General features: G+C 42.9%; 15 protein-coding genes. 8 read left to right on the forward strand and 7 right to left on the reverse strand.

Going from position 1 to position 12721, the window contains the following annotated elements; all coding sequences use genetic code 11:
- Positions 1–29: 29 nt before the first annotated feature.
- Positions 30–674: a PAQR family membrane homeostasis protein TrhA gene (gene trhA / locus KI659_RS10905; protein ID WP_246535369.1), complete on the forward strand. Its 645-nt coding sequence runs from the start codon at positions 30–32 to the stop codon at positions 672–674.
- Between the two features lie 86 nt (positions 675–760).
- On the opposite strand, the gene KI659_RS10910 is transcribed toward trhA, so the two are convergent.
- The 3 genes from KI659_RS10910 to KI659_RS10920 all read right to left on the reverse strand — a co-directional run bounded on the left by KI659_RS10910 (position 761) and on the right by KI659_RS10920 (position 4234).
- On the reverse strand, positions 761–2146 hold the full coding sequence (locus tag KI659_RS10910; RefSeq protein WP_213945380.1) for an aldehyde dehydrogenase family protein: 1386 nt from the start codon (positions 2144–2146) through the stop codon (positions 761–763).
- The gene (locus KI659_RS10915; RefSeq protein ID WP_213945381.1) at positions 2143–3783 is read right to left on the reverse strand and encodes an acetolactate synthase large subunit; all 1641 of its coding nucleotides are present in this window, start codon (positions 3781–3783) and stop codon (positions 2143–2145) included. Before KI659_RS10915 ends, KI659_RS10910 begins: the two co-directional genes overlap by 4 nt.
- A gap of 178 nt (positions 3784–3961) precedes the next feature.
- Positions 3962–4234 (reverse strand): hypothetical protein, encoded by a 273-nt coding sequence (locus KI659_RS10920; protein ID WP_213945382.1) that lies wholly within the window; start codon positions 4232–4234, stop codon positions 3962–3964.
- A gap of 152 nt (positions 4235–4386) precedes the next feature.
- Here KI659_RS10920 and KI659_RS10925 point away from each other — a divergent pair, with 152 nt between their 5' ends.
- The 4 genes from KI659_RS10925 (at position 4387) to KI659_RS10940 (ending at position 6636) form a co-directional block, all read left to right on the forward strand.
- Complete coding sequence (locus tag KI659_RS10925) at positions 4387–4968, forward strand: carboxymuconolactone decarboxylase family protein (RefSeq protein WP_213945383.1); 582 nt, start codon at positions 4387–4389, stop codon at positions 4966–4968.
- A complete protein-coding gene (locus KI659_RS10930; RefSeq protein WP_213945384.1) occupies positions 4965–5729 on the forward strand; it encodes a hypothetical protein in 765 nt (254 codons plus the stop codon). The genes KI659_RS10925 and KI659_RS10930 overlap by 4 nt, the downstream gene beginning before the upstream one ends.
- 8 nt (positions 5730–5737) lie before the next feature.
- Positions 5738–6097, forward strand: coding sequence for a response regulator (locus KI659_RS10935; protein ID WP_213945385.1), 360 nt, complete (start codon positions 5738–5740; stop codon positions 6095–6097).
- Positions 6098–6174: 77 nt separating this feature from the next.
- Positions 6175–6636 (forward strand): hypothetical protein, encoded by a 462-nt coding sequence (locus KI659_RS10940; protein ID WP_213945386.1) that lies wholly within the window; start codon positions 6175–6177, stop codon positions 6634–6636.
- A gap of 84 nt (positions 6637–6720) precedes the next feature.
- On the opposite strand, the gene KI659_RS10945 is transcribed toward KI659_RS10940, so the two are convergent.
- Positions 6721–7623: an AEC family transporter gene (locus KI659_RS10945; RefSeq protein WP_213945387.1), complete on the reverse strand. Its 903-nt coding sequence runs from the start codon at positions 7621–7623 to the stop codon at positions 6721–6723.
- A complete protein-coding gene (locus tag KI659_RS10950) occupies positions 7624–8394 on the reverse strand; it encodes a DUF3050 domain-containing protein (RefSeq protein ID WP_213945388.1) in 771 nt (256 codons plus the stop codon).
- A gap of 74 nt (positions 8395–8468) precedes the next feature.
- On the opposite strand from KI659_RS10950, the gene KI659_RS10955 reads away from it, so the two are divergent.
- The 3 genes from KI659_RS10955 to KI659_RS10965 all read left to right on the forward strand — a co-directional run bounded on the left by KI659_RS10955 (position 8469) and on the right by KI659_RS10965 (position 11777).
- A complete protein-coding gene (locus tag KI659_RS10955) occupies positions 8469–9221 on the forward strand; it encodes an LOG family protein (RefSeq protein ID WP_213945389.1) in 753 nt (250 codons plus the stop codon).
- A 1352-nt stretch (positions 9222–10573) separates the two neighbouring features.
- Positions 10574–11494, forward strand: coding sequence for a DnaJ C-terminal domain-containing protein (locus KI659_RS10960; RefSeq protein ID WP_213945390.1), 921 nt, complete (start codon positions 10574–10576; stop codon positions 11492–11494).
- Positions 11484–11777, forward strand: a complete 294-nt coding sequence (locus tag KI659_RS10965; RefSeq protein WP_213945391.1) for a chaperone modulator CbpM — start codon at positions 11484–11486, stop codon at positions 11775–11777. Before KI659_RS10960 ends, KI659_RS10965 begins: the two co-directional genes overlap by 11 nt.
- A 12-nt stretch (positions 11778–11789) precedes the next feature.
- On the opposite strand, the gene KI659_RS10970 is transcribed toward KI659_RS10965, so the two are convergent.
- Both KI659_RS10970 and KI659_RS10975 read right to left on the reverse strand, forming a co-directional pair.
- On the reverse strand, positions 11790–12227 hold the full coding sequence (locus tag KI659_RS10970; RefSeq protein ID WP_213945392.1) for a nucleoside deaminase: 438 nt from the start codon (positions 12225–12227) through the stop codon (positions 11790–11792).
- 306 nt (positions 12228–12533) lie between these two features.
- On the reverse strand, positions 12534–12680 hold the full coding sequence (locus tag KI659_RS10975) for a hypothetical protein (RefSeq protein WP_213945393.1): 147 nt from the start codon (positions 12678–12680) through the stop codon (positions 12534–12536).
- Between the last annotated feature and the right edge of the window lie 41 nt (positions 12681–12721).

Genomic DNA, 12721 nt, shown 5'->3' on the forward strand with positions numbered 1-12721 from the left:
AAAGCGGAGGAATTATTCATCTTTGCCCTATGCCTGGAAAAATAGAAAGAAAACAGTCTCTTCAGGAGGAGTTTGCGAATAGCATCACCCACGGCCTGGGTATACTTTTTAGCATAGTTGCTATTTCTCTTTTGATCACTTTTTCGGTGCTTAATGGCTCGGCAGTTCATGTTTTCGCTTGCAGTATGTTCGGGGCTTCCATTTTGCTTCTTTATACCTTTTCCACCCTTTACCATTCTGTACAGTCTCCCAGGGTAAAACCATTGCTGAGGACTTTTGACCATATCAGTATTTATTTCTTGATAGCGGGGACATACACTCCCTTTTTATTAATAAGTTTAGGAGGTGTGGCCGGTTGGGTTTACTTTGGAGTGATTTGGGGCCTGACAGTTCTGGGAGTGGTTTACAAGGCTTTTTTCACCCACAGGTTTGAAAAGCTATCGCTGATTCTCTATCTGAGCATGGGTTGGCTGGTTATTTTCTTTATTAAACCTTTGGTCTCTAACCTAAGCCTAACCGAATTGAGCCTTGTTGCAGCGGGAGGGATGGCTTACACTTCGGGAGTTATTTTTTATACGAACAAAACCCTCCGCTTTTCACATTCGATTTGGCATTTATTTGTACTTGCAGGGACTGTGCTGCATTTTATAGCCATTATGTTTTTGATAACTTGAAAAAATAGAAATATCAAAGAGCCTCAGACTTCGAAGATTTTCAAAGACTGAGGGTTATTGATGATAAATGATGAATGATGAATGGGTTAACGTTTGAATACCATCATTTTTATCCTTGTCATTTCGTGCATGGAGTAGGGGATGCCGCCCAGGCCTTCTCCTGATGCGTCCCTTCCCCCGAAAGGCATCCAATCCACGCGGAAGGCGGTATGGTCATTGACCATGACGGCAGTGGCGTTGAGCTTGTCCACGCATTCTAAGGCCTTATCTAGGTCTTTGGTGAATACTGCGGCCTGGAAGTGGTATTCCATGTCATTTGAAAGGCGGATAGCTTCCTGAAGATCGGTGTAGGGATAAATGCAGACTACCGGTCCAAAAACCTCCTCCTGGCTTAATTTTGCACCCTGGGGCGGGTCAAACATGACAGTGGGAGCATAGCAAGTATCAGATATCATTTGGCCACCGACCAGTATTTTTCCACCTTTACCTTCCGAATCTTTTACCCATTCATGGACGCGGTCTACCTCATCAGTGGAAATCAGGGGACCCACTTCAGTGTCTGGATCCAAGGGATCGCCCACCACCAATTCTGCGGCTAAATCAGCCAATCTATTGGATACCTTATCGGCAATTTCCTCATGGACAAATATCCGCTGAACGGATACACATACCTGGCCGGCATGGTAAAATCCACCCTTTGCCAGCAAGGGAAGTGCCTTATCAAGATCGGCATCCTTCTCTACTATAACAGGTGCCACTCCTCCGTGCTCCAGGGCAACCCTAGTACCGGGCGCAACTTTGGATTTGAGGTACCAGCCCACTTTTGCCGACCCGATGAAGGATAGGTAATTTACACGTTTATCCTTTACCATGAATTCCGCCACCTCGTTGTCGCAAATAATACTTTGGACCCACCCGGTTGGTAATCCAGCTTCTTTCAGAATATCCATAAATGCCAAGCAGGAGAGGGGGGTAGTTCCTGCAGGTTTGATGATCACCGGGCAACCAGCAGCAAATGCAGTAATAGTCTGGTGCACTATAAGATTTAGGGGATGGTTGAAAGCTGAAATGGAAAGGACAACTCCAATAGGTTCCCGAATGGTAAAGGCTAACCGGTCTACCGATGCCTCTGTCAACCCCATAGGCACTTGCTCTCCTTTGAGCTGCGAAATTTCCTCGCTGGCGATTTTGACGCCATTTATGGCCCGCAGCACTTCCACCTTGGAGTCTTTATAGGGTTTACCTCCTTCCTGTGCGGCAGTTTCGGTTAGTTCTTTTAGGCGGTCCTGCATGAGGGTAGCCACTTTTTCCAGAATTGTTTTTCTTTTATAGGCAGGGATCCACTTGTCGCGGGACAAAAATAAATCGTGGGCTATTTGAAGGGCTTTGTCAGCTTCCTCATTTCCCACCATGGGAATTTCTTTGATTAAAGTTTGATCGAAAGGGGCGTAAACTTTCAGCTTTTGGCTCATAGTTCTTTAGATTTTTCTTTGAGTTTGACATTTAAGATGGGGTGATTCAGGGAGTAATCTACCGGAAGGTCTATAATTTTCACCCCTTCAGTCGTTAGACATTCCTCAAGAACATCTCTAAATTCCTGATCACTGCTTGGGCGAAACCCTTTTGCTCCATAGCTCTCGGCATATTTGATGAAGTCAGGATTTTTGTAATCCAGCCCAAAATCGGCAAACCCCATATCCTCCTGTTTCCATTTGATCATTCCGTATGCCTCGTCATTGAGTATGATGGTGGTAAGGTTTAACCCAAGCCTGACTGCCGTCTCTATTTCCTGCGAATTCATCATAAATCCGCCATCCCCACATACCGCCACTACTTTCCGATCGGGGTACACCATTTTGACAGCCATAGCTGATGGTAGTCCGGCGCCCATGGATGCCAGGGCATTGTCCAAAAGAAGAGTATTAGGCTTGTGACAGGTATAATTACGGGCAAACCAGATTTTGTATATACCATTGTCCAAGGTAATCACATCTTCTGGTGCCAATTTGTTTCTTAGAATATGGATCAGTCGTTGGGGAAGCATAGGGAAGCGTTCATCATTCACATATTTACTCAAGTGCTCATCTACTTCCTTTTTGACTTTCTTAAAAAAAGAAAAATCCCAGCCTTTCTGTTTTTTTATCTCTTTAGTCAATTTACGGACGGCATTGGTAATATCTCCGACCACATTGAGTTGGGGGAAATAAACCGGGTCCACTTCGGCTGGGTCAAAATTGACATGAATCACTTTCTTACCCCCTTTTTTCATAAAGAATGGCGGCTTTTCGATTACATCATGGCCTACATTGATAATCAGGTCGGCATCCTCGATCCCAGCATGAAGAAAATCGTTACTGGATAAGGCAGCCGTTCCCAAGTATTGTTCATGTCTTTCGTCGATCACTCCTTTTCCCATTTGCGTGGTGAAAAAGTATATGCCCGTATAATCCACAAATTCCCTCAGCGCCTCGCAGGTGACCTTTCTGTTTGCCCCGGCTCCGATGAGCAATAAAGGTTTTTTGGCTGCTTGGATCATTTCTACGGCTTTTGCAATGGCTTGATCATCCGGTTTTGGTATGATGTGGCCCACCACTTCGAAAATATTCTCCTCACACTCTTCCTGGGCTATATCCTCGGGAAATTCCAAGTGGACGACACCGGGCTTTTCCTCAATTGCCAAGCGGAATGCCTCCCTGATGTTGGATGTGATGACATTGGAGTCAACGATCTGCTTGGTGTATTTGGTGACAGGCTTCATCATTTCGACCACATCAATGATCTGAAAACGGGCCTGCTTGCTTTTTTTGATGGGTTTTTGACCTGTGATCATTACTATGGGCATACCGCCAAGCTGGGCGTATGCGGCAGGTGTCATCAGGTTGGTGGCTCCAGGGCCGAGAGTGGACATGCATACTCCGGGCTTCCCTGTCAGCCGCCCGTAAGTGGCGGCCATAAACCCGGCCCCTTGTTCGTGGCGGGTTAGTATAAGTTTGATGCTGGAGTCTTTGAGGGATTCGAGAAAATCGAGATTTTCTTCCCCGGGGACGCTAAAAATATATTCTACGCCTTCGTTTTCTAGGGCTTTTACAAAGAGATCGGATGCTTTCATGGGAGGAGGGTTAGTTAAAAGTTTATTAATAGAAGACCGAAGACGGAATTCGAAAACGGGAGACGGAAGACCGAATTACGATTCAGGTATATAAGAGATTTATAGGGGGAAATGATTTGAAAAAGTGGGGAAATTTTGATCAAACCTGGATTTAATTTATTAAACCTTTCAGGTTTTATTAGCTAATCAACCCCACAGCCAGTTCTGCCCAAACTAGTAAAAAGGCTAGAAAGATAAGGCCACAGATGGTTAGACGCTGGGTGGTGTTTTGAATTTTTCTGAGGGTCCCCTCAATACCAAACCCTGTGATTGCCAACAAGGCCGCCGCAGCCACAAAGTCTGAAATAGTCCATACAACCTCCTCAGTAAATTGCATGGCAAAAAGTGGGATGGCTAAAATTATAATCGCAACCGCGAAAATAATCTTGATTCTAAGGTTATGCCTTTTCATAAAACAGAAAGTAAAACAACTATAAAAGTTACCACTTTTTAATCGATTTATTCAAGAATTTCAAACAATTATTTTTTACCGATCATAAAAATGATTTTGGTTTAATGACATATAATAAGTTATCTTCGACAAAAATTTATTAATATTTACTTATGAGTTCTATTCAGACTTTTCAAATTGTAGAATATAAAGATGCCTCAGAAGAAGTAAAAGCCATCTATGATGACACCATGGCCACTCTTGGGATCCCATTTGTATTGAATTGGTTTAAATGCCAGGGAAGCAATGCCACATTGCTTAGAGGGAATTGGGGTAAATTGAAGTCCACTTTATGTGAAGGAACAGTTCCCAACATCATCAAGCAATTGATAATTTACAGTGTGTCAGCTGAAAGAAAATGTGCTTACTGTGCTGAAGCTCATAAGATTTTTGCCAACATGATAGGCAAATCGCTTTACCCTAATGAAGATGTTTTGATTTCTGACAACCTCAGAAGTGATATAATTCCCCATAGCTACAAGGTGGCCGTATCGATTGTAAGCAATGCCGCCATCCACAACGGGCAAATCAACCAAGAGCATTTCGATATATTGGTAAATGCTGGCTACAACAGTAATGAAATCCAGGAGCTCTTTGCACAAGCTGATTTGGTAAACATGCTGAATACAATTGCCAATATTTCCGGAATCAAGGTGGATAATGAATTGGTAGAACTTAGCCAGTCATTTGCATGAAAATAGATGAGTTCATCTATTACAAAGTCCAGTTTGAGGCCATCAACCGCCTTTCAGTGCAGTTGGCAGCAATAAATGAGAAAATAAAAATTGTAGAGGTTTTAGGTCAACAGCTCAAGTATCTGTTCAATTTTTACAGTTTTGAATATTTGTTTATTCATGGCAATGAGTACAACTTATACTCAATTTCAAATCAAGAAAACAACTATACCACTGGGCCAATATCTGAAGATTTATTGGCCATGATGGGGGACGGAGTATATGAAGTCCCCAGCCTAAATTCAGTTTTAGATGAAAATGGAAACATTGTTGAGGAAAGAAAATGGTTATTCAACACCGGGTCCAATAAAAGCCTGATCACCCTTAAATCAGTAGAAACCAACCCATTTTCCATCAAATCCATCCCTCTAGTCAAGCTTGTCCATGAGCTGATCTCTGCCAAACTTTTAAATCTGGGTCTGTTAGCAGAGCTGGGAAAAAAGAATGGAGAAATCACCAAATTAAACAGGGAGCAGGAAGAGGTGATTCGGCAGAGGACCAGTTCCTTGAAACAGTCCAATCAAAAACTGAAAGAGCTGATTCAGTTTAACAGCCATGAGATTCGGGAGCCTCTTTCTCGCATACTAAGTTTGACAGTTGTGAAAGGCGATGTGGATTCAGGAACCTTTGATGAAGTATTTTGGCCGGAGCTGATGACGGCCGTCCGTGATTTGGACTACTCCTTAAAAGCCGTGCTGGAGAAGGTAGACGAGCAAGTATAAAGTAGCGTATGAAGAAAGTTTTCTTAGTGGATGATCAGCGGGTCATGAACCTCGTGCATCATAAATTTATCAATATGGTGGATCCTGAACTCAAAGTTGATTCATTTCTCAATGGTAGTGAGGCTTTGGAAGCCTTGGAAAAGGATTTGCCAGAACTGATATTTTTGGATTTGAACATGCCTGTGATGAATGGCTGGCAGTTTTTGGATGAGGTAAAAATGAGACAATTGGATTTGAATGTTGTGATTTTGACTTCTTCTAACAGTTTGCAGGATCAAGAAAAAAGTCTGGAATATCAGCAGGTAAAAAAGTTTGTTCAAAAACCCTTAGATAGGAGTGGATTTGAGGAAATATTGGAGGCTTTGTAAAGTTTAAAGGTTTAAGACTTACTTTTTCATGGTTTTTGCGGTAACATGGCTTTGAAGAAAATAAAGCCATTTTTATCATGAAGACTATAATACAGTTGACCCCCAGAATTTATAAACTTATCATGCTAATTTTCGCCTTAGGGAGTTTTAGCGCTGGGTTTTGGCTACTTTCCAGGGAGCGCGTTTCCGATCTCAAGGCCGTGGCGGGCACGGGTATGATAGTTACAGGTATACTCGTTGCTCTTATCCTATTGTTACTTTCCCGCCCCAATAATTTTTTGACACCAAAGATTCGTTTTGGCCGACAGGGGATACTGATTAAAAGAAACATGTTTTTTGCTAAAAACTATATACCATGGGATGAGGTGAAGGCGATCCACTTAAATGAATTTGAGCTTCAGATCATGGCCTCAGAGGAACAGAAAAACTTTCAAATCCAAATACCTAGGGACTTGTATGTGTGGGATGATCTTTACCGTGTTTTGAGTCTGACGGCCAACGGGAGAAAGGTACCCTTGAAAGTGGAGAAAGCAGGTTGAAACGAAGTACGAAGTGTGAAACCACAGAAACTCAGAGGACCAGAGAAAAAAATACTGCCCCGAAGGGCGCTGGGGGGCGCATATTTACAAAATCCAATACCACATCGTAAGAGTTACCGCCGAAATGAGGATGCCGAGGCTGACCATGAGGGAGGCGAGGCGCGGGTTGAGGTTATAGGAAATGGCTACGATGGAGGCGGTGATCATGGAGGGCATGGCGGCTTCCATGACCATGACCGGGTAGATCAAGCCATCGAAATCCAAAAGAGGCCCAATAATACCCATTACAGCCAGTGGGGCCACTAATAAGGAGAATGCAAGTCCCGCCCATAGCTTTTTCTCCTTTAATTCCTCAACATTCAAATTGACCTGCATTCCCACTGCCAAAAGAGCTACAGGACTCAGCGTCCAGCCTAGAAGCTGAAGAAACTCCTGTGCATGGCCAGTAAAGGTTATTTCCGCCAAACTCATGGAAAGTCCAATGAAGAAGAATATGAATGGGGGAAACATGAGGATCTTGCGTCCGATGTCTCTTTTTCTCAGTTGCCTGTCCCCATATATCCCTGCCACCACCACAGCCAAGCTGCTCACAATTAGGAAAGAGCCAGGTTGGTCAATCAAGAATGCTATTTTCAAACCCTCACTGCCATATAGGGCCTCAATAATGGGGAACCCCAAAAATGACGTGTTGGATAAGCCTGCGGTAATGATCAGACAACCGGTGGTTGATTTTTGCCAATGAAAACTTTTTCCCAGTATAGAAAACAAAGCCCAACTGATAAGAAACACCAACCAGGCTGAAAAAGCAGGTAGAATTAATTCTGCTTTCCATTCTATTCCCGGAAGGTAAAGCAGAGCCACAGCTGGCAGCACGATATAGATTATATACCCATTTAAATATTTAGGCGTCTTCTCCGGAAGAAAAGCTGCCCGTTTAAGCAGCATCCCTGTAGCCAAATATAAAAAGACAAGAAAAATCTGGGACACTTAAAAGGTTAATTTATGCTGTACGGCATCCCATAATTTTAACCTCATTTGCAAGGCTTTTTCAACTGCATCAGCGGCCTCAATCCAATTGGACTCCTCAACTCCGCAAAGTGCCGCAGTCATTTCTAAGGAAAGATTGCCATGGTGGTCGCCATCCACTTCTATATGTCTTTCTAGATAATATTTTAAAATTGAAACTTGATCGGGAAACCTTGCATGTATATCCCTGACGATTGAAATAAACATATCCGGAATAAGATCTTCCCTACCAAAAGTAAATACCGCAGCCTGTGTGTGGAGTGGGTGGTTTTGGATGATGTCAAACGTGAAATTAATAAACTCTTGAGTGGCCATGTTGACCTTTCCAGCCTCGTAAGCTGCGGTAAAATCAGGATTGGCCTGAAGTGAGGCGGCAAATTTTTCCATTGAAGCTGTATTCGCTCCACACTGCTGCATGGCTTCCAGGTACAATACGTAGTGGCTTTTCCGCTCCCCATGCTGGTCAATATCGGACTCTTCACCCAATACTATTTCATTTATCAGTTGGGTGGTGTTGGCATCAGCTTTTGGAAACCAAGGAATGGAAGTACAGGTTAAGTTGATTTGAAGTGACTTGAGCAGGGACATGAAGTCCCAAACTGCAAACACGTGGTGCTCCATAAAGACCTTTAAGTCCTCAAGATCAGTTATTTTGGCGTAAACAGGGTGATTGATGATTTGTTCCCTTAAGGGAGCTATTCTATTATTTATCAGATCAAAATGAGAATTCATAGCAATTAAATTTGTCTGCAAAGTTAATTTTTTAATTGTAAGTGAATGCTTAAATTCAGAGAGCAAAAGGAAATTTGATGAAAAAGAGCAAGGAAGAATTTACCCCACTGGCCCATCCGGATGAAAGGGCCTTTTTGGCTGGACCGCAAACCCGCTTCAAGGATTTTAAATTTGCCGTGAAGGTGATGCGGGAGTTTATTAAAGGATTTAGAACTCTCCACTTCGTAGGCCCCTGTATTACGGTTTTTGGATCTGCGAGGTTTGAGGAAAAAGACGAATATTACCAGCTAGGAGTGAAAGTCGGTAAAAGACTTAGCAAATTAGGCTTCACAGTGATGACAGGCGGTGGCCCGGGAATCATGGAGGCAGCTAACAGGGGTGCCAAAGAGTTTGGAGGCAGATCGGTAGGCTGCAACATTGTGCTTCCCCACGAACAACATCCAAATCCTTATCTAGATCGATACATGAATTTTAATTTCTTCTTTGTAAGGAAGGTTCTCTTATCAAAGTACAGCTACGGCTTTGTGGTGTTACCCGGCGGTTTTGGTACTCTTGATGAATTTTTTGAAGCCTTGACTTTGATTCAGACGCGAGTCATGAGGTCCTTCCCCGTAGTGCTAATGTGCAGTGATTTTCACAGGGAAATTTATGAGCATATCAAGTATATGGCTGATTATGGGACCATAGACAAAGAAGATTTAAAGCTGTTCTTGCTGACTGATAGTGTTGATGATATGGAGGATCATATTCATCATTATGCGGTAAAGGGATATAACCTCAAGCCTAGGTCGGCAACGAAGCCATTTGCTTGGTTAGGGGAAAGGTGAAAGGAAGTACGAAATACAAGGTTAGAATTACAAAGCAGATGTAAATGGGCCACAAAGGCCACCAAGTTTTCACGAAGTTTCACAAAGGCCACTTCGCGGAGAAAAATTTAAAAGTTTGAGAAAAAAGTGTCAAGTAAATTTAGGACGTGACAAAAGTAACCACAGAGCCTCAGAGAGCTCAGAGAAAATCTGTCAAGTAAAATTAGGATGTGACAAAATGGGCCACAAAGGCCACCAAGTTTTCACGAAGTTTCACACAGGCCACTTCGCGGAGAAAAATTTAAAAGTTTGAGAAATAAGCGTCAAGTAAATTTAGGACGTGACATAAGTAACCTCAGAGCCTCAGAGAGCTCAGAGAATACCTGTCAAGTAAAATTAGGACGTGACACAATTAACCACAGAGCCTCAGAGTGCTCAGAGAAATCCTGTCAATTTAAATTAGGATGTGACAACATGGGCCACAAAGGCCACCAAGTTTACACGAATATTAATAAAGTCCACTTCGCAGAGAAAAATTTAAAAGTTTGAGAAATAAGCGTCAAGTAAATTTAGGACGTGACAAAATGGGCCACAAAGGCCACCAAGTTTTCACGAAGTTTCATAAAGGCCACTTCGCAGAGAAAAATATAAAAGTTTGAGAAAAAAGTGTCAAGTAAATTTAGGACGTGACAAAAGTAACCACAGAGCCTCAGAGAGCTCAGAGAAAACCTGTCAAGTAAAATTAGGATGTGACAAAATGGGCCACAAAGGCCACCAAGTTTTCACGAAGTTTCATAAAGGCCACTTCGCAGAGAAAAATATAAAAGTTTGAGAAAAAAGTGTCAAGTAAATTTAGGACGTGACAAAAGTAACCACAGAGCCTCAGAGAGCTCAGAGAAAACCTGTCAAGTAAAATTAGGACGTGACAAAATGGGCCCCTAAGGACACCAAGTTTCCACGAAGTTTCACAACTTTTTCCGAGTAGCGAAGCGGATCGGGAAATGCCACTTTGTGGAGAAAATTTAAAAGCGTGAGAAAAAAGTGCCAAGTAAAATCAGGATATGACAAAAGGTCGTTTCAGCCACGTTTTCTAAAATGTCGAATGATGAATGATGAATGATGAAGTTTTTTATTCGCACAAAGGAGACCCCATCCGAAGAGCGAAGCTTTGAGGGAGGGCGACGAAAATAAAGGCAACGGATTACCACAGCTGGGCAAAATGACTGAAAGTCTACCACTGATGATAGGAGTACTTGGTACTTGGTACCTAGTACTTTGTACCAAAACATACATACGAGGTTATAAATGCGAGTATGATTTAAAAGTCAAGTTAAAAGTAAAAAGGAGACCATAAATAGATTCATTTTTTGCATATGGAATTTATAGATTATTACAAGGTATTGGAGCTGGAAAGAGGGGCTAGTGAGGGTGAAATCAAGAAAGCCTATAGGAGGCTAGCACGAAAATATCATCCCGACCTCAACCCCAATGACAAGATGGCAGAGGAAAAATTTAAGCAGGTAAATGAGGCCAATGAAGTTCTGAGTGACCCTGTAAAAAGAAAGAAATATGACCAGTATGGGAAGGACTGGCGTCATGCCGAAGAATTTGAACGGGCTGGAGGAGGAAGGCGCCAAGCTCAATCCTCACAGGATGGCAGAAGAGCCTATTCCGGACATTTCACCGAGGAGGACTTTTCTGATTTTTTCAGTTCCATGTTTGGAGGGGAGCAAAGATTCTACCAGCAAGGCCAAAAGAGCGGTGGTGTAAAGTATAAAGGACCAGATTATAAAGCGGAGCTGCACCTTAGACTCTCAGATGTGTATACTACACAAAAGCATACTTTGACAGTAAATGAAAAACAAATTAGGATTACCGTTCCTGCTGGTATAGCTGATGGGCAGACCATCAAGATCAGGGGTTACGGAGGGGAAGGAATGAACGGTGGACCAAAAGGCGATCTGTATATAACCTTTCATATTATTAATGACACCACCTTTCAGAGAGAAGGGGATGACCTGCATAGCAAAGTGCAGTTGGATCTGTATACCGCTGTGTTAGGCGGTGAGGTGGTCGTACCTACCTTTGATGGAAAGGTGAAAATCAAAATTAAAGCTGGTACTCAGTCGGGCAGCACCATCCGCCTAAAAGGCAAGGGCTTCCCTGTTTATAAGCAGGATGGTCAATTCGGGGACCTATATGTTAATATTAATGTAAAGCTACCGGAAAACTTGACTGCAAAGGAAAAGGAATTGTTTACCCAACTTCGAGATTTACAAAGCCATGGAAAATAGGAATTTAATTACGGTTTCTAGCTTTTGTACCTACCACGGATTGGAGATATCTTTTATCAGCAAAGTTCAGGAGGAAGGGCTGTTGGAAATCTCCTATATCGAGGGAGATACGTACCTTCCGGAGGACATTCTACACAAGCTGGAACAGATAGTTCGACTTTACAAGGAATTGAACATCAACCCTGAGGGTATTGGTGCCATTTTTCATTTGCTTGAAAAAATTGAACATCTTCAGGAAGAAAATGAAAAATTGAAAACCAGATTAAGGAAATATGAGATTTGAAAGGGGAAAATCTTATTCCCCAATGTCTTCATTCCAGAGCTCCGGTTTATCCTGAATAAATTTGGCCATCATGTCGATGGTTTCTTGATCTTGGATGACTTCCACTTCCACGCCGTTGTTTCTGAGATGGTCCTCCGCGCCAAGGAAGTTTTTGTTTTCGCCCACGATCACTTTAGGGATGCCGTAAAGTAAGATCGCACCCGTGCACATGGGGCAGGGGGATAGGGTGGTGTAAATGACGGAGTTTTGGTAGACGCTGGCTGGTTGCCTGCCGGCATTTTCCAAGGCATCCATTTCACCATGGAGCACACAGCTGCCGCTTTGCACCCGCTTGTTGTGACCACGGCCAATAATTTTCCCGCCGTGCACAAGGACGCTCCCTATTGGGATGCCACCTTCATGAAGTCCTTTTTTAGCCTCATCCAAGGCCGCTTTGTAAAAATGATCCATAGTCAAAGATAGGGAAAAATTAAGTAAGAAGTTAGAAGTAGAAAGTAGGGGTAAAATGTAACTGGGCCACAAAGGCCACCAAGTTTTCACGAAGTTTCACAAAGGCCACTTTGCGCGGCTGTGATTCTTGAGGCGCTTTCCATGGTTGCGACAGCGGGCAGGGGACAAGTTATCCGGTGGGCATTTTATCTCTGAGCCTCTGGTTCTCTGCGGTTTGTTTCAAATGTCATTAGAGGTAAGGGATTAAAGGAAGGGAATGCCCTGCGGTGTACTTAGTACATAGTACATCGTACTTAGTACAGCATATCACTTCCTCATCAATTTCTTCCTAGGCTTGGAGGAAATGTCCTTGATGTAGCCAATAACTACCATGGTGGCAAAGATGGGGTGGATTGCCATGAAAGACTTTTGGGTGGACGGGATATCATAGAATGCCAATAAAAAAAGCTGCATACATAAGGTAACTCCAATTCCAAAAAATCCTATGATAATTA

It is taken from the genome of Litoribacter ruber, assembly GCF_018449405.1.
GTDB classification, from domain to species: Bacteria; Bacteroidota; Bacteroidia; order Cytophagales; family Cyclobacteriaceae; genus Litoribacter; species Litoribacter ruber.